Raw genomic sequence first — 15,756 nt, forward strand, 5'->3', positions numbered from 1 at the left:
CATGGAAACGCTCCAACTCCTCATGGAGGGGTTCGCCGGTGCCCTCACCTGGCAGAACCTCATGTGGGTCTTCATCGGCTGCCTCCTCGGGACCGCCGTCGGCGTGCTGCCGGGCCTCGGCTCCTCGATGGCGGTCGCCCTCCTGCTGCCCGTCACGTTCTCGCTCGAGCCGACGGCCGCGTTCATCATGTTCGCCGGCGTCTATTTCGGTGGCCTCTTCGGCGACTCGACCATGGGCATCCTGATGAACACGCCCGGGCAGGCCTCGGCCATCGCCTCGACGTTCGAGGGTCACAAGATGGCGCTGAACGGTCGGGCCGCCCAGGCGCTCGCGACGGCTGCCATCGGCGCGTTCATCGGTGGCTTCATCGCCTCGATCGTGGTGGTCTTCCTGGCCCCTGCGCTTGCCGACTTCTCCAGCAGCTTCGGGCCGGCGGAGTTCTTCGCCCTCGCGGTGTTCGCGTTCGCGGCGACCTCCACGGTGGTCACCGACAACGTCGTCAAGGGGCTCACGGCCCTGTTCATCGGCCTCGGCATCGCGGTCATCGGCATCGATGGCGTCTCCGGCGCCCCGCGCTTCACGATGGACTCCCCGCAGCTGTTCGACGGCATCTCGCTGGTGACCGTGACCGTCGCGGTCCTCGCGCTCGGCGAGGTCATCTACGTCGCCTGCCTCGAGCGGCACGTCAACGACAAGGGCATGATCCGTCCGAAGGGTCGCCCGTGGCTGAGCCGCAAGGAGTTCAAGGAGGCCACCCCGGCCTGGCTGCGTGGCACCGTCATCGGTCTCCCGTTCGGTGTAGTGCCGGCCGGCGGCTCCGAGATCCCCACGTTCCTCGCCTTCGGCCTGGAGAAGCGACTGGATGCGCGCCGCAAGGACCCGCAGTTCGGCAAGGGCGCGATCAGGGGCCTCGCAGCCCCGGAGGCCGCTGGCAATGCGACGACCGGTATGGCGATGGGCGCGCTCCTGGCGCTCGGTCTCCCCATCTCGGCGACCGCGGCGATCATGCTCGCCGCGTTCCGTCAGTACGGCCTGCAGCCGGGCCCGCTGCTCTTCGACCGCGCCCCCGAGCTGGTCTGGGCGCTGCTCGCGAGCTTCTTCATCGCCATGGTGGTGCTGCTCGTCCTGAACCTGCCGTTCGCGATGCTGTGGGCGAAGCTGCTCCTGATCCCGCGTCCCTACCTGTACGCGGGCATCACGATCTTCTGCGCGCTCGGCATCTACGCCACGTCGGGTTCGACGTTCGATCTGCTCATGCTGCTTGGGGTCGGCCTGCTCGGCTTCCTGATGCGTGCCCTCGACTTCCCGATCGCACCGCTCATCATCGGCATGGTCCTCGGCCCGCTGGCCGAGACGAGCCTGCGGGACGCGGCGATGAGCGCCAACGGCGACTTCTCGGTGCTGGTGCAGGGGCCGATCGCGATCGCGCTCTACACCCTCCTGGCGCTGGTGCTCGCCTTCACCGTGCGCGGCCGCCTCGTGGCTCGCAAGCGTGCAAAGCAGGAGCAGAAGGAGCTCGTGAACAGCTAGCGTGCCGTTCCCGGCACCAGCCTCACGGCTCCACGCTGCTGGTTCCCGGCGTCTGGCCGACCATGGCGGCGGCGATCGATTCGATCGTCGCCGCCATGGCGCGTGCGGCGCGCGAGAGGGGCACGTCGCTCCGGTGTGCGAGGCTCACGGTGCGCTGCAGGATGGAGCTCGTGAGCCTGGCGGAGCGGAAGCCCGCCCGCCCGCGGATGACCATGGCCGGCACGACCGCGACGCCGAGTCCGAGCTCCACGAAGCGCAGCACCGCATCCATCTCCGGCCCCTCGACCACCACGTTCGGTCGCAGATCGGCCTTGAGGAACGCGGCCTCTGCTGTGGCACGGAGGTCGTAGCCCCGCGAGAAGACCACCTGTGGGGCGGCGGCAAGCTCCTCGAGGGAGATGGTGGGGGAGCGGATCGCCGCGGCCCCGTCGACGGGGGACACCACGACGAGTTCCTCGTTGAGCAGCGGCAACCTGGTGAGGGTGGCGCGTGGGGTCTGCCTGGATTCGGGAGTCGTGATGAGCGCGAGATCGAGCGCGCCTTCCGCGAGCTGCTCGATGAGCCCCTGGGAGCCGCTCTCCGAGACGTGCAGCTCGATGCCGGGATGCGAGGCGTGGAACGACTGCAGCGCGTCCGCGACGAGGCTCACGCACAGCGAGGGCGTGGCGCCGAGCCGCACCGTGCCCCGCTTGAGGTCGGTGAGCTCCGCCATCTCGCGCCGCACCGAGTCGGCGTCGGCGAGCATTCGCCGGGCGAGCGGGAGCAGGGATTCACCCGCATCGGTGAGCGCGACTCGACCTGGCGTGCGGTTGAAGAGCGGCGCGCCGAGGTCCTGCTCGAGGGTCGAGATCTGGCGGCTCAGCGAGGGTTGCGCGAGGTGCAGCACCTCCGCCGCCCGTGTGAAGTGCCCCTGCGAGGCGACCTCCACGAAGCTCCGCAACTGGTCCAGGTTCATGCCGATAGCCTACGCGCATCAGGACGAACAGGACTATGCATTGGAGTAATCATCGGGCGCTCTCTAACGTTGCTGACATGACCGCGACCAAGTCCATCGAACGCCAGATCTCCACCACCGTGCTCGTCATCGGAACCGGCGGTTCCGGCCTGCGCGCCGCCATCGAAGTCGCCGAGCAGGGTGTCGACGTGCTCGCCGTGGGCAAGCGCCCCAAGCACGACGCCCACACCTCGCTCGCCGCCGGCGGCATCAACGCGGCCCTCGGCACGATGGACGCGGACGACAGCTGGCAGCAGCACGCCGCCGACACCATCAAGGAGAGCTACTGGCTCGCCAACCCGCACACCGTCGAGATCGTGACCCGGGGCGCCGAGCAGGGTATCCGCGACCTCGAGCGCTACGGCATGGGCTTCCAGCGCGAAGGCGACGGCCGCATCTCGCAGCGCTTCTTCGGCGCCCACAAGTTCCGCCGCACCGCCTTCGCCGGCGACTACACGGGCCTCGAGATCCAGCGCTCCCTCGTCGCCCGCACGGAGCAGCTGAACATCCCCATCCTCGACACCGTCTACATCACCCGCATCCTCGTGCGCGACAACGTCGTCTTCGGTGCCTACGGGTTCGACATCAACGACGGCACGAGGTACCTCATCCACGCCGACTCGGTGATTCTCGCCGCCGGCGGGCACAACCGCATCTGGCGCCGCACCTCCTCGCGACGCGACGAGAACACGGGCGACTCGTTCCGCCTCGCCGTCGAAGCCGGCGGGCGCCTGCGCGACCCCGAGCTCGTGCAGTTCCACCCCTCCGGCATCATCGAGCCCGAGAACGCGGCCGGCACACTCGTCTCGGAAGCGGCCCGCGGCGAAGGCGGCATCCTCACGAACGGCCTGGGGGAGCGCTTCATGGAGCGCTACGACCCCGAGCGCATGGAGCTCTCGACACGCGACCGGGTCGCGCTCGCCGCGTACACCGAGATCAAGGAGGGTCGCGGCACCGCGAACGGCGGCGTCTGGCTCGACGTCTCGCACCTGCCCCGCGAGACGATCATGAACCGCCTGCCGCGCATCTACCAGCAGATGCTCGACCTGCAGATGCTCGACATCACCGTCAGCCCGATCGAGATCGCGCCGACCGCCCACTACTCGATGGGTGGCGTGTGGGTTCGCCCCGACGACCACGGCACCGACGTCGACGGGCTCTACGCGATCGGCGAGGCGTCGAGCGGCCTCCACGGCGCGAACCGCCTCGGCGGCAACTCGCTCATCGAGCTGCTCGTCTTCGGCCGCATCGTCGGCCGGGCGGCCGTCGCCCATTCCGAGGGGCTGGATGCGCAGCTCCGGTCTCCGGCAGCCGTCGCGCAGGCGCGCGGCGAGATCGACGAGCTGCTCGGCGCCGACGGTCGTGAGAACGTGCGCGCCCTGCAGCGCGCCATCCGCGACACGATGACCGAGTATGCGGGCGTCGTGCGTGACGAGGAGGGGCTCAAGGCCGGCATCGCGGCGCTCGACGTCATCGAGGCTCGGATGGAGGACGTCGGCATCCACCCCGATATCGCCGGGTTCCAGGACCTCGCGCACGCCTTCGACCTCAAGTCGTCGGCCCTCGCCGCGAGGGCGACCCTGGAGGCCGCCCTGGAGCGTCGCGAGACGCGCGGCTGCCACAACCGCAGCGATTTCCCCGAGCTCGACCCCGCCATGCAGGTCAACCTCGTGTGGTCGCCGGGCGGCGGCATCACCCGGGAGGAGATCCCGCCCGTCCCCGCCGAGATCGCCGAGCTCATCGGCGAGGTCTCCGTGGAGGGCAAGCTCGTCGAATAGCTCTCCAGGGCTGGAGCAGACATCACCTGTCCTCTCGCCCCTCTCCTCCGCCCACGCCGCGATAGCCCGAACCGGGAGCTGAGTTGTGGTCGCTTCAACGGTATGTTGACGACCACAACTCAGCTCCCGGCTCAGGTGTCTCGGGGCGCGGGGGTCAGGGGCGCGGCGACTCGGGATTCGGCTTGCGCCTCGGGCCGTGCTCCGGCAGGCGCAGCACGCCCGTCCGGAGGTCCTCGCGGCGCACGTCCCTCGTGTAGTCGAAGTGCGGGTCCTCGCGCAGCTGCAGGATGAGGGAGATGCCCAGCAGCGCGACGATGATCGTGAACGGCAGCGCCGAGAGCATCGCCGCCTGCTGGAGCGCCGCGAGTCCACCGGTGAGCAGCAGCAGGGATGCGCACAGGCCGGTGAGGAGGCCCCAGATCGCGAGGACCGGCTTGGCCGGTTCGAGCGCGCCTCTGGAGGAGAGCATGCTCAGCACGAACGTGTTCGCGTCGGCACCCGAGATGAAGAACAGCACGACGAGGACGATCGCGACGATCGACGTGATCTCCACGAGCGGCAGGTTCGAGAGCATCTCGAAGAACGCCGAGTTCACGTCGGCCGTGGCCGCGGTGCCGATGCTGCCGTCGCCGTCGAGGTCGAACTTGATGGCCGAGCCGCCGAAGATCGTGAACCAGCCGAAGAACACGAGGCTCGGCACGACCATGACGCCGAGGACGAACTGGCGGATGGTGCGGCCGCGCGAGATCTTCGCGAGGAAGACGCCGACGAACGCGCCCCAGCTGAGCCACCAGGCCATCATGAAGTACGTCCACCACTGCATCCACTGACCGTCGTCGGCCGTCAGCGGGGTCGTGAGGCTCATCTCGAAGAAGTTGCTCACGTAGGCGCCGGTCGAGCGCACGAAGAGGTTCGTGATGAAGTTCGTCGGCCCCACGAAGAAGACGAAGATGCCGAGGGCCACCGAGGCGAGCATCGTGATCTGCGAGATGTACTTGATGCCGCGGTTCACGCCAGACAGCGCGGAGAGCGTGAAGATGACCGTGATGACGGCGATCACGAGGATCTGGATGAAGGTCTCCGTCGGCAGCCCCATGACGCGGTTGAGGCCCTCCGTGATCTGCGAGGCGCCCAGCCCGAGGGACGTCGTGGTGCCGAACAGGGTCGCGATGATCGCGAAGATGTCGATGACGTTGCCGAGCCACCCGTCGACGCGGTCTCCGAAGATGGGGCGCAGCATGGGGGAGACGAGCCCCGTGTTGCCCTTGCGGTGCGTGGAGTAGGCGATCGCGACGCCGAAGACGCCGAAGACGGCCCAGGCGTGGGGGCCCCAGTCGAAGTAGGAGAACTGCATGGCGACGACGGCGGCCTCGACGGTGCCGGACTCGGCGAGTCCGTGCGGGGGCGTGACGAAGTGGGAGATCGGCTCGGCGACGCCGTAGCTGATGAGGCCGACGCCCATGACGGCCGAGAGGATCATGGCGAGCCAGGCCCATGTGCTGAACTCGGGTCGGTCGCTGTCAGCACCGAGGCGGATGCGCCCGAACCGGCTGCAGGCGAGGTAGACGAGCAGGCCGATGCAGCCGATCGTCACGAGGAGGTACGACCAGCCCACGGTCGCCGAGGCCCAGGTGATCGCGGCCGTCATGGATCCGTTGAGCGTGTCTGGCGAGATCGCCGCCCACGAGACGAACGCCAGGATCAGGCCGATCGATACCCAGAAGACGACGCCGGGTCGGTGACGCAGCGAGTCGGCCGCGGCCTGGGCGCGACTCGGGCCGGACGTCGGCTCGAGCCCGTGACCATCGAGTGCGTCGTCATCATGCAGCTCGGGCTTCGGAGGATGGTGAAGAGTCATGGTGTTGCTCCACTTCGGAGGAGGCAGGCCCGGGAGGGCGGAACGGTCATCGCGGTTGTGATGACCTGGTCAGAGCTCTGAGAGCCCTCGTCCATCGAAGAACTTGCCGGCCTTGTAGAGGATGGGCGCGTCGTCGGTGGTAGTCGCGTGGTGCACGCGGCCGATGAAGATGGTGTGGGTGAGGGCCTGGAAGCGCTCCTTGATCTCGACCTCGATGGAGGCGGAGGAGCCGTCGATGAGCGGGCTGCCCTCTGGCCCTTCGTGCCAGGTGATGTCGGCGAACTTGTCCGGGGACTTGGAGGCGAAGGTCGCGAGCACGTGCTGCTGCTCGCTGGACAGGATGTTGATGCCGAGGTTCGTCGACCGGAAGAGCGAGGGGTACGTGGACGACGACTTCTGCACGCACACGAGGACGAGGGGCGGGTCGAGGGACACCGAGGAGTAGGCGCTCACGGCGAGTCCGCGGGGGCGGCCCTCCTCGTCCTTCGTCGTGACGACCGTGACGCCGGAGATGAACTGCTTGTTGAACGCCTTGAGCATCTCGCGCGGGGGAGCTGCGGACTCGTCGGCGTAGTCGGCGTCGGCATCCTCGAAGGCCGAGTGCAGGGAGGGGAGGCCGAGGTGGGTGAGCAGCTCGGCGGAGTCCCAGGTCACGCGCTCGGAAGAGACGCGTCCGTCCCGCAGGGTGCCGTAGTTGGATCCGTTCGTGACGACGCGCTTGCCCGTCGGGGGGACGGTGCCGAGCGGCTGGCTGAACGTGCCGTCTGAGGTCCAGAAGACGGCGAGCGCGTCGTCCTCGACCAGGACCTGGTCGATGCGCGTGACGAGGTCCGGGAACGCGGCGCGCACCTCGGTGACCTCCTGCTTGAACTCGTCGAGTGCGGACACCCGACCCGATCTTGTGCTCTCGCGCCGATAATCCGTGGTCACGAGGGCTTCGAACGCACCGAAGTCACCCCGATCCCAGACGTCGGACCATGCAGCTGCGACAGCATCTTTGATGTTTGCTTGCATGCAACGGAGCGTAACCCTGGGTTCATGCATGCGTCAACGCTTGGTTGTAAACGTTGTGTTTCCTGAGAAAAATCGGAGTCGTTGACAATTCTGTGGCATGCCAGCTAGCGTTCTTGTATGCAACAGATCACGCCGTTGGGTCTCAGCGATGAGGCGTACGCAGACCTCCCTCTCCTCGAGCGACTCCGCCGTCTCGTGACGAGCGGCACGTACCCACCCGGCGACCCGATGCCGGAGCTCGTGCTCGCGCAGGAGTTCGGCGTGAGCCGCACCCCCATCCGCGAGGCGCTCAAGCAGCTGGAGAACGAGGGCCTCGTCGAGATCCGTCCCCGCGTCGGGACGTTCGTGCGAACACCCACCCGGCGGGAGATCGTCGAGCTGTTCCAGCTCAAGGAATCGCTGGAAGGGCTCGCCGCGAACCTGCTCGCCCGCCGCGGCCCCACCTCGGAGGTCGCCGCCCTCTCGCGCAATCTCGACGAGAGCGACGCCGCCGCCAAGGCCGGCGACACGGCTGAGTACGCCCGCCTCGTGCACGAGTTCCACTGGACCATCGTGCTCGGCGCCGACAACGCCAAACTCGCGGAGCACTACGAGCGCCTCATGAACCAGCTCGCCTACCACCGCATCGTGCTGCGCACGATCGAGCGCCCCGGCCGTCTGCTCGCCTCCAACCACGAGCACCGCGCGGTTGTGCGCTCGATCGTGGAGAAGGATGCGATCGGCGCCGAGTTCGCCATGCGAACGCACGTCGAGGCGTCGAGCCGCGCAGCCCTCGCGCCGGCCGATCACGGCAACCCGGCCGACAGCGAGTCGATCACCGCCTGAGTCGCCGACGCCCATCCGGGCACACCAGACGTTCGAGGAGACCAGGAGCCACCATGACCACCACCGCCACAGCGACCGAGCGTCGCGGCGAGACGCTGCGCGAGCGCGCCGTCGCCCTCGGCGTGCGCAAGATCTCGACTGCCTACGAGGACATCATCTCGGACGGCGGCGTCGACGCCCCGACCGCGATCCGGCAGGCGAGCGCCGTCGCCGTCGTCCGCAACCCGTGGGTCGGGGCCGGACCCATCGCCGACCTCACGGAGGCCACGTCCGAAATCGCCCCCATCGTCGCTAAGCTCCTCAGCGACCGCCTCCTGGAGGCGCTCGGCGGGGCCGCGAACGTCGAAGCGTTCGGGAAGGCCGCCGTCGTCGGCGTCGACGGCGAGATCGAGCACGCCGGCGCGCTCATCCACACCCCGTACTTCGGCAACCTGCTCCGCGAGTTCCTCGAGGGCACCTCGATCATCTGCTTCTCGGACACGAGAGCCGAGGCCGGGGGCGACCTGCGAGTGCCGCTCTGGCACAAGACCGCCGCGGCAACGCGCAGCCACTACCAGTCGCTCGACGTGCACCTGGCGGATGCGCCGCACCACGACGAGATCGCGGTCATCGCGGTCGCGTCGTCCGGCCCCCGCCCTCATCCCCGGATCGGAGACCGCACGACCGACGTGAAGGTCACCTCCGACATCCTGAAAGGAATCGCAGCATGAAGGTTCGCAGAGTCATCACCATCGTCGACGAGACACTCATCGAGGGCGGCCGCACGGTCTCGCCCGCGGCGAGGACCGCGGTCGTCGCCGCCATCATCGAGAACCCGTGGGCCGGCCAGGGCTTCGTCGAGGACCTGAGCGCCGGCATCGACGCCGTCGCATCCGAGCTCGGAGCGCTGCTCGCCCCCCGCGTCATGGAGGCGCTCGGAGCACCGCTCGAGGCGTACGGCAAGGCCGCGATCATCGGGTTGAACGGCGAGGTCGAGCACGGCTCGGCGCTCATCCACACGCTCAAGTTCGGCGACCACTTCCGGAAGGCGGCGAACGCGAGCACCCTGCTGCCCGCAGTCGAGAAGCGCGGGCCGGCCGGTGTCGCGTTCGACATCCCGCTCAAGCACTTCACCGACGCGACGATCCGCTCGCACCATCAGTCGTTCGAGGTGCGGATCGCGGATGCGCCGCACCCGGACGAGATCCTCGTCGCCCTGGCCGGGGCTGCCCAGGGGCGCCCGCAGCAGCGACTCGCGGCGCTCTCGACCGAGCTGTAGCGGGGCGCCGACGTGAGCTCGACGCCGACACGCACGCCCATCGTGCTGCTGCACGGGGTGGGGCTCGATCGGACCATGTGGGGCCGCGTCGAGGAGCTGCTCGACCGGCCGACGATCGCCCTCGACCTGCCGGGTCATGGAGCCCAGCCGCGGCTGCGCGGGGCGATGTCGCTCGCCGAGTTCGCGGCCGATGTCGCCGAGCGGCTTCCGAGCGGGCCGGTCCACCTCGTGGGCTTCTCGCTCGGGGCGCTCGTCGCCCAGCGAATCGCGAGCCACTCGAACGACCGAGTCCGGTCGCTCGTCTGCGTCAGCTCCGTCTGCCAGCGGACCCCGGAGGAGCGCGACGCCGTGCTCGCCCGGCTCGCCTCGGCGCGGACCGACTTCGCAGCGACCGTCGAGCGCTCGCTCGAACGCTGGTACTCGGGGAGCGACGTCGCTCCCGAGACGGTCGACGCGACGAGGCGCGTGCTCGAAGCCAACGACGTCGAGTCGTTCGGGCACGCCTACGAGATCTTCGCGACGGGTGACCGGCAGATCGAAGCTGATCTGGCGTCCATCTCCGTCCCGACCCTCGCCATCACGGGGGAGCTCGACCCCGGCTCGACGCCCGACATGAGCCGCAGGCTCGCGGCCGCCATCCCGGATGCCCGGTCGCGCATCGTCGCCGGCGTGCGGCACATGCTTCCCGTCGAAGCGCCCGAGGCCTTCGCCGCGGAGCTCGCGAAGCACATCGAAGACACGGAACTCGCCAACTCCAGGCACCACGAAGGAGCACACCATGACTGACCGCTACGGACATTTCATCGACGGGGGCTGGCGCGATCCCGCCGGCGGCGCCTACTTCGAGAGCATCAACCCCGCGACCCTCGAGGTGCTGTACGAGGCGGCGAAGGGCGACGCCGCCGACGTCGAGCTGGCGGTCTCCGCCGCCAGCCGGGCGTTCGAGGCGCCGAGCTGGAGTGGCCTCACGGCAACGCAGCGGGGCAAGCTGCTGCGCCGCCTCGGCGACCTGGTAGCCGAGAACGCCGACGAGCTCGCCCGCCTGGAGAGCCTCGACAACGGCAAGCTCCTGCGCGAGATGCGCGGCCAGCTCGCGTCGCTGCCCGAGTACCTCTACTACTACGGCGGGCTCGCCGACAAGATCCAGGGCTCGCAGATCCCCACCAGCAACCTCCAAATCCTCAACTACACGCAGCACGAGCCGCTCGGCGTGGTCGGCGCGATCACGCCGTGGAACTCCCCGCTGACGCTCACGACCTCGAAGCTCGCGCCTGCGCTGGCAGCCGGCAACACCGTCGTCATCAAGCCGAGCGAGTACACCTCGCGCACGGTGCTCCGCTTCGCGCAGCTCGCGAGCGAGGCCGGGTTCCCCGACGGCGTCGTCAACGTCGTCACGGGTCTCGGCGCCGAGGCAGGCGCGGCGCTCGTCGAGAGCCCCCTCATCGCGAAGATCTCCTTCACGGGGTCGACGCGTACGGGCTCGGCCATCGCGGCGAGCGCGGCGGCACGCTTCATCGGATGCACGCTCGAATTGGGCGGGAAGAGCCCGAACATCGTGTTCGACGACGCGAACATCGAGAACGCGGCGATGGGGGTCATCGCGGGGATCTACGCCGCGGCGGGCCAGACCTGCATCGCCGGGAGCCGCGTCTTCGCGCATCGCTCCGTCTACGACGAGCTGCTCGAGCGCGTCTCCGCTCGCGCGAAGTCCATCGTCATCGGCGACCCCCTCGACGATGCGACCGAGCTGGGCCCACTCGCCTTCAGCGACCAGCTCGAGAAGGTCAGATCGTATGTCGGCATCGGCGTCGACGAGGGCGCGACCCTGTATGCCGGAGGCGGCCGCCCCGACGTGCAGCTCCCCGGCTACTACTTCGAGCCCACCGTGCTGACCGACGTCACCAACAGCATGCGCGTCGTCCGCGAGGAGATCTTCGGGCCCGTCGCCGCCATCATGCCCTTCGACACGGAGGACGAGGTCGTCGGGCTGGCCAACGACACCGAGTTCGGCCTCGCGGCCGGCGTGTGGACGCAGAACCTCGCCCGCGCCCATCGCCTCTCGCGTCGCCTCGACGCCGGCACCATCTGGGTCAACACCTACCGCGCCATGTCGCCCATGTCGCCGAGGCAGGGCTTCAAGAACTCCGGCGTCGGCATCGAGCACGGCATCGAGTCCATGCACGAGTACACGCGCCTCAAGAGCGTGTGGATCAACACCGACGAATCGCCCGTCGCCGACCCGTTCGTGATGCGGGGGTAGGGCCGCATGCCACTCATCGACATCTCCATCGCCAAGGGGCGCACCCCGGAGCAGCTCAGGGCTCTCATCGACGGCGTGCACCGCGTCGCAGAGGAGACCGTGGGCGCCGCACCCGAGAACATCACGGTCGTCATCCGCGAGATCGAGCACGAGCACTGGTCTCGCGGGAACACCACCATCGCGGAACGCGCCAGCCGTCGCTGACGGCAGCAGCACCTCCACTCTCGAAAGGACACGACAATGCGTTTCTCTCTGTTCATCCACATGGAGCGCTGGGACGACTCCGTCAGCACCGAGCAGCTCTTCGCCGAGCTCGTCGAGCTCACGCTCCTGGCGGAGAAGGCCGGCTTCAGCACGGTGTGGATCGGCGAGCACCACTCGATGGAGTACACGATCTCCCCGAGCCCCATGCCGCAGCTCGCGTACCTCGCCGCGGTCACCACGAAGATCCGGCTCGGCGCCGGCACGATCATCGCCCCCTTCTGGAACCCGCTCCGGGTGGCCGGAGAGACGGCCCTGCTCGACGTCATCAGCGGCGGGCGCGCCGAGGTCGGACTGGCGCGCGGCGCGTACCAGTTCGAGTTCGACCGCCTCGCGGGCGGCATGCCAGGCAAGGAGGGCGGCAAGCACCTGCGCGAGCTGATCCCCGCCGTGCGCGAGCTCTGGCAGGGCGACTACGCCCACGACGGCGAGGTCTGGCAGTTCCCCGTCTCCACGAGCGTCCCGAAGCCCGTGCAGCAGCCGACTCCGCCGATGTGGGTCGCGGCCCGCGACCCCGACACGCACGACTTCGCGGTCGCCAACGGCTGCAACGTCATGGTGACGCCGCTCATGAAGGGCGACGAGGAGGTCGCCGACCTCGTGACCAAGTTCGAGACGGCGGTGTCGAACCATCCCGAGGTCGCACGCCCCGAGATCATGGTGCTGCGCCACACCTACGTGCACGAGGAGAGCTACCCAGACGGCTGGCGACCGGCCGCCGAGGGGGTCAACAAGTTCTACCGCACCTTCGACGCCTGGTTCGGCAACACGACCGACCCCGTCGACGGGTTCCTCGAGCCGAGCCCGGAGGCGAAGTTCTCGGAGCGGCCCGAGTTCACGCCCGAGTCACTGCACAAGACCGCCATGATCGGCACGCCGGACGAGGTCATCGCGCGCCTGCGCGAGTACGAGTCGCTCGGGGTCGACGAGTTCAGCTTCTGGAGCGACAACTCCCTCTCCCACGAGCAGAAGAAGCGCTCGCTCGAGCTGTTCATCGAGCACGTCGTACCCGCCTTCCAGTAGCTCGGGGCTCACGCGCCCCGGCCGAGGTCAGGGGCGCGTGAGCTTCAGCAGGAGCACGGGCGTCTTCGCCTTGTACTCCTCGTAGTCGGCGTCGCCGCCCCACTTCTTGTCGGCCTTGGCCTCGAGCAGCGGCACTCCGCTGACCTTCGAGAGCAGCAGCACGACGAAGACCGGCGAGATGAGCGCGATCCACTGCCAGCCGACCAGAACGGGGATGGCGACGATGGCGACGCCAACCCAGAGCAGGATCTCGCCGAAGTAGTTGGGGTGGCGCGAACGCGACCAGAGGCCCGTGCGGATGAATCGACCCTTGTTCGCCGGGTCGGCCTTGAACGCGTTCTTCTGCAGGTCGGCGACGACCTCGATGACGAACCCGGCCACCCAGATGACGATGCCGACGATGCCGAGCCAGCCGATGGGCTCGCGCTCCGCGGTGCCCCCGGCGATCGCGATCCACGCGGCGGCGGCCGTGAGGCTCACCCAGAGGCCCTGCATGATCCAGACCCGCAGGAACCGCAGCTTGTCGCCCTTGATGTCGTCGAAGCGATCGTCGGAGCCCGAGCGGTGGATGCGCGCGAAGAGGAACGAGCCGAGCCGCAATGCCCACAGGATCACCATGGCTCCGAGGATCCAGGAGCGAGCATCCGGTGCCGGTGCCGCGATGAGCAGGCCGATGGTGACGACGATGAACGTCGCGCTTCCCGTGAGGTCGAAGAACCGCTCGGTCTTCGCCGCCGCCGAGGGCAGGTAGACGAGTACCTGGATGAGGAACGCGGCCGCGACGGCCCACGCGTAGAGCGGGAACCCGGCCAGCTCCGCCCCGCCCTGGCTGCCGGCGAGCGCGACGAGCGCGCCGATCAGCACGGCGATGGCGATCGTGATGATCGTCGCCCGGTTCTTGCTTCCCGCGGTGCTCGTGCCGCCTGGGGTGATGTCGCTCGTCATGCTGCTGCCTCTCGAGGCGCTGTGCGCCAGGGGGAATGGGGTGATCAGGAAGAGTGGTGATCAGGAAGAGTAGAGGGCGTCGACGACGTCCGTGCTGCGCTGCAGCACCGCTGCGCGCTTGAGCTTGAGCGTCGGCGTCACGAAGGTCGGATCGTCGAGGTCCGTCGCGATGAGCGTGAAGCGTCGCACCTGCTCGCTGCGGGCGACGAGCTCGTTGGCGCGGTCGACGGCGCGCTGGACGTGCTCGCGCGCCTTCGCATCCACCACCGTCAGGAGCTCGTGCTGCTCTGGCCTCGGGTGCGCGCTCGCTGCGACCTCGGCGGAGAACTCGGCGAGTGCCACTGGGTCGAGGATGATGAGCGCCGAGAGGTAGTTGCGTCCCTCGCCGATCATGACGGCGTGCGAGACGAGGGAATCCGACTCGACGGAGGACTCCCACCGCATGGGAACGATGGTCTTGCCGTTCGAGGTGACGATGACGTCCTTCAGACGGCCCTCGAGGACAACCCGGCCCTGCTCGTCGAGGCGGCCGAGGTCGCCGGTGCGGAAGAAGCCGTCGACGAACGCGTCCTGGTTGTGCTCGGGGTTGCGGTAGCCGCTGAAGACGCCGATACCGCGGGCCAGGATCTCCCCGTCGTCGCTGATGCGGACCGTGGAGCCGGGCAGCGGCCGACCCACCGTTCCCGAGCGGATGTCGCTCGGGAGGTTGCCGGTCAGGGGCGCCGTCGTCTCGGTGAGGCCGTAGCCCTCGATGACGGGCACGCCGATGCCGCCGAAGAAGAGGGAGAGCTCGGCGTCGAGGGTGGCGCCTCCGGAGAGGATGTGGGTGACGCGGCCGCCCATGACCTGCCGCAGTCGGCGGTAGAAGACCGAGTCGAAGAGGCGGTGCCGGATGCGCAGGCCAAGAGGGGCGCGTGCGGCCGGAGCTCTCGTCTCGAGGAACTCACCCCACTGGACGGCGGTGCTCTGCGCCGACGCCCAGACCTTGGCGAGCCCGCTCGCGGCGGCCTTGGCACCGGCTGCGGCCTGGATCTTCTGCAGGACGCGGGGCACGACGACGAGGAACGTCGGCTTCAGCTGCCCGAGGGTGCCGACGACGGCGGTCGGGTCGGCGAGGTGGGCGATGCGCATGCCGCTCGCGAGGCAGATGAGCTGCAGTCCGCGGGCGAGCACGTGGGCGAGGGGCAGGAAGATGATGGTGTTGCCCGCGGGATGCACGACCTCGCCGTAGGCGGCTGCGATGTTGAGGACCTGGCCGAGGAAGTTCTCGTGCGTGAGCACGGCCCCCTTGGGCTCTCCCGTGGTGCCGGAGGTGTAGACGATCGTCGCGGGGGAGTCGGGGGTCGCGAGCAGGCGGCGCTCCTCGAGGGCCTCGTCGGCGACGCCGAGCCCGAGGGCGGCGAGGCGCTCGAGGTCTCGGTGCTCGCCGGGGCCGTCGGCCGCATCCATCGACCAGACGCCGAGCGCGTCGGATCCGCGCGCATCGAGCGGCGTCGTGAGCAGTCCCACGTGGTGGGCGCTGCCGCCGACCGCGAGCACCACCTTGGCGTCGTGGATGATGGCCGAGACCTGGGTGGGTGCCGAGGTCTCGTAGATCGGCACGACGACGCCGCCGGCGAACCACACGGCGAGGTCCGCGACGGCCCACTCGTAGCGGGTGGGCGCCATGATGGCGATCGCGTCGCCGGGGCGCACGCCGATGGCGAGCAGCCCCTTGGCGACGGCTCGCACGGTCTCCGTGAACTCGCTCGTCGATACGTTGCGCCACGGAGCACTCGGATCGGTGGGGTCGCTCGGCACCTCGAACGCCGCGTGGTCCGGGGCGATCTCGGCACGTCGGGCGAGCAGATCGGTGACGTTGCGGTACCCGCCGGGGGCTCCGATGACGTCGGGGCCCACGAGGAGGGGAGTCGAGGATTCCAGCACTGCAGCCGCCTTTCGCGCGCCGGGCTGTCTCGCCCGTGTACGAAGGATTCGGAGCAGGGGAAGCCGGTGGATTGGACCGTATC

The 15,756-nt window shown here is 69.0% G+C and carries 14 protein-coding genes; 9 read left to right on the forward strand and 5 right to left on the reverse strand.

The genetic code is table 11. The features are described from left to right. Position 1 precedes the first annotated feature (1 nt). A complete protein-coding gene (locus ITJ61_RS00605) occupies positions 2–1,531 on the forward strand; it encodes a tripartite tricarboxylate transporter permease (protein ID WP_104342234.1) in 1,530 nt (509 codons plus the stop codon). Positions 1,532–1,553: 22 nt separating this feature from the next. Here ITJ61_RS00605 and ITJ61_RS00610 read toward each other — a convergent pair whose 3' ends face one another. Then, positions 1,554–2,486: a LysR family transcriptional regulator gene (locus ITJ61_RS00610; RefSeq protein ID WP_104240956.1), complete on the reverse strand. Its 933-nt coding sequence runs from the start codon at positions 2,484–2,486 to the stop codon at positions 1,554–1,556. Between the two features lie 77 nt (positions 2,487–2,563). Here ITJ61_RS00610 and ITJ61_RS00615 point away from each other — a divergent pair, with 77 nt between their 5' ends. After that, the gene (locus tag ITJ61_RS00615) at positions 2,564–4,303 is read left to right on the forward strand and encodes an L-aspartate oxidase (RefSeq protein WP_194685189.1); all 1,740 of its coding nucleotides are present in this window, start codon (positions 2,564–2,566) and stop codon (positions 4,301–4,303) included. A 154-nt stretch (positions 4,304–4,457) separates the two neighbouring features. On the opposite strand, the gene ITJ61_RS00620 is transcribed toward ITJ61_RS00615, so the two are convergent. Together ITJ61_RS00620 and ITJ61_RS00625 are read right to left on the reverse strand one after the other, a co-directional pair. After that, the gene (locus tag ITJ61_RS00620) at positions 4,458–6,161 is read right to left on the reverse strand and encodes a BCCT family transporter (RefSeq protein WP_194685190.1); all 1,704 of its coding nucleotides are present in this window, start codon (positions 6,159–6,161) and stop codon (positions 4,458–4,460) included. Between the two features lie 69 nt (positions 6,162–6,230). Next, positions 6,231–7,175, reverse strand: coding sequence for a flavin reductase (locus ITJ61_RS00625; RefSeq protein ID WP_104342231.1), 945 nt, complete (start codon positions 7,173–7,175; stop codon positions 6,231–6,233). Positions 7,176–7,292: 117 nt separating this feature from the next. On the opposite strand from ITJ61_RS00625, the gene ITJ61_RS00630 reads away from it, so the two are divergent. The 7 genes from ITJ61_RS00630 to ITJ61_RS00660 are packed head-to-tail and all read left to right on the forward strand — an operon-like array spanning position 7,293 to position 12,802. Further along, positions 7,293–8,000, forward strand: coding sequence for a GntR family transcriptional regulator (locus ITJ61_RS00630; RefSeq protein WP_104240960.1), 708 nt, complete (start codon positions 7,293–7,295; stop codon positions 7,998–8,000). A gap of 53 nt (positions 8,001–8,053) precedes the next feature. Next, positions 8,054–8,710 (forward strand): amino acid synthesis family protein, encoded by a 657-nt coding sequence (locus ITJ61_RS00635; protein ID WP_194685191.1) that lies wholly within the window; start codon positions 8,054–8,056, stop codon positions 8,708–8,710. Beyond that, a complete protein-coding gene (locus ITJ61_RS00640; protein WP_104240962.1) occupies positions 8,707–9,258 on the forward strand; it encodes an amino acid synthesis family protein in 552 nt (183 codons plus the stop codon). Before ITJ61_RS00635 ends, ITJ61_RS00640 begins: the two co-directional genes overlap by 4 nt. Positions 9,259–9,270: 12 nt before the next feature. Next, positions 9,271–10,044, forward strand: a complete 774-nt coding sequence (locus ITJ61_RS00645; RefSeq protein ID WP_323744270.1) for an alpha/beta hydrolase — start codon at positions 9,271–9,273, stop codon at positions 10,042–10,044. Next, on the forward strand, positions 10,037–11,518 hold the full coding sequence (locus ITJ61_RS00650; protein WP_194685192.1) for an aldehyde dehydrogenase: 1,482 nt from the start codon (positions 10,037–10,039) through the stop codon (positions 11,516–11,518). Before ITJ61_RS00645 ends, ITJ61_RS00650 begins: the two co-directional genes overlap by 8 nt. Before the next feature lie 6 nt (positions 11,519–11,524). Continuing rightward, on the forward strand, positions 11,525–11,722 hold the full coding sequence (locus ITJ61_RS00655) for a 2-hydroxymuconate tautomerase (RefSeq protein WP_104299565.1): 198 nt from the start codon (positions 11,525–11,527) through the stop codon (positions 11,720–11,722). A 36-nt stretch (positions 11,723–11,758) separates the two neighbouring features. After that, positions 11,759–12,802 (forward strand): LLM class flavin-dependent oxidoreductase, encoded by a 1,044-nt coding sequence (locus tag ITJ61_RS00660; protein ID WP_194685193.1) that lies wholly within the window; start codon positions 11,759–11,761, stop codon positions 12,800–12,802. A gap of 27 nt (positions 12,803–12,829) precedes the next feature. Here the strand turns inward: ITJ61_RS00660 and ITJ61_RS00665 are convergent, their stop codons facing one another. Together ITJ61_RS00665 and ITJ61_RS00670 are read right to left on the reverse strand one after the other, a co-directional pair. After that, positions 12,830–13,747, reverse strand: a complete 918-nt coding sequence (locus tag ITJ61_RS00665; protein ID WP_104240966.1) for a DUF1295 domain-containing protein — start codon at positions 13,745–13,747, stop codon at positions 12,830–12,832. 60 nt (positions 13,748–13,807) lie between these two features. Continuing rightward, complete coding sequence (locus ITJ61_RS00670; protein WP_104299563.1) at positions 13,808–15,673, reverse strand: AMP-dependent synthetase/ligase; 1,866 nt, start codon at positions 15,671–15,673, stop codon at positions 13,808–13,810. Between the last annotated feature and the right edge of the window lie 83 nt (positions 15,674–15,756).

The sequence above is a fragment of the Pseudoclavibacter sp. VKM Ac-2888 genome (assembly GCF_015351285.1).
Taxonomy (GTDB): Bacteria; Actinomycetota; Actinomycetes; order Actinomycetales; family Microbacteriaceae; genus Pseudoclavibacter.

Bases quoted from the DNA above. Each gene is read 5' to 3' on its own strand.
- ITJ61_RS00655 (WP_104299565.1), top strand. From the start codon at position 11,525: ATGCCACTCATCGACATCTCCATCGCCAAGGGGCGCACCCCGGAGCAG.
- ITJ61_RS00625 (WP_104342231.1), bottom strand. From the start codon at position 7,175: ATGCAAGCAAACATCAAAGATGCTGTCGCAGCTGCATGGTCCGACGTC.
- ITJ61_RS00605 (WP_104342234.1), top strand. From the start codon at position 2: ATGGAAACGCTCCAACTCCTCATGGAGGGGTTCGCCGGTGCCCTCACC.
- ITJ61_RS00650 (WP_194685192.1), top strand. From the start codon at position 10,037: ATGACTGACCGCTACGGACATTTCATCGACGGGGGCTGGCGCGATCCC.
- ITJ61_RS00610 (WP_104240956.1), bottom strand. From the start codon at position 2,486: ATGAACCTGGACCAGTTGCGGAGCTTCGTGGAGGTCGCCTCGCAGGGG.
- ITJ61_RS00665 (WP_104240966.1), bottom strand. From the start codon at position 13,747: ATGACGAGCGACATCACCCCAGGCGGCACGAGCACCGCGGGAAGCAAG.
- ITJ61_RS00660 (WP_194685193.1), top strand. From the start codon at position 11,759: ATGCGTTTCTCTCTGTTCATCCACATGGAGCGCTGGGACGACTCCGTC.
- ITJ61_RS00615 (WP_194685189.1), top strand. From the start codon at position 2,564: ATGACCGCGACCAAGTCCATCGAACGCCAGATCTCCACCACCGTGCTC.
- ITJ61_RS00640 (WP_104240962.1), top strand. From the start codon at position 8,707: ATGAAGGTTCGCAGAGTCATCACCATCGTCGACGAGACACTCATCGAG.
- ITJ61_RS00630 (WP_104240960.1), top strand. From the start codon at position 7,293: ATGCAACAGATCACGCCGTTGGGTCTCAGCGATGAGGCGTACGCAGAC.
- ITJ61_RS00635 (WP_194685191.1), top strand. From the start codon at position 8,054: ATGACCACCACCGCCACAGCGACCGAGCGTCGCGGCGAGACGCTGCGC.
- ITJ61_RS00620 (WP_194685190.1), bottom strand. From the start codon at position 6,161: ATGACTCTTCACCATCCTCCGAAGCCCGAGCTGCATGATGACGACGCA.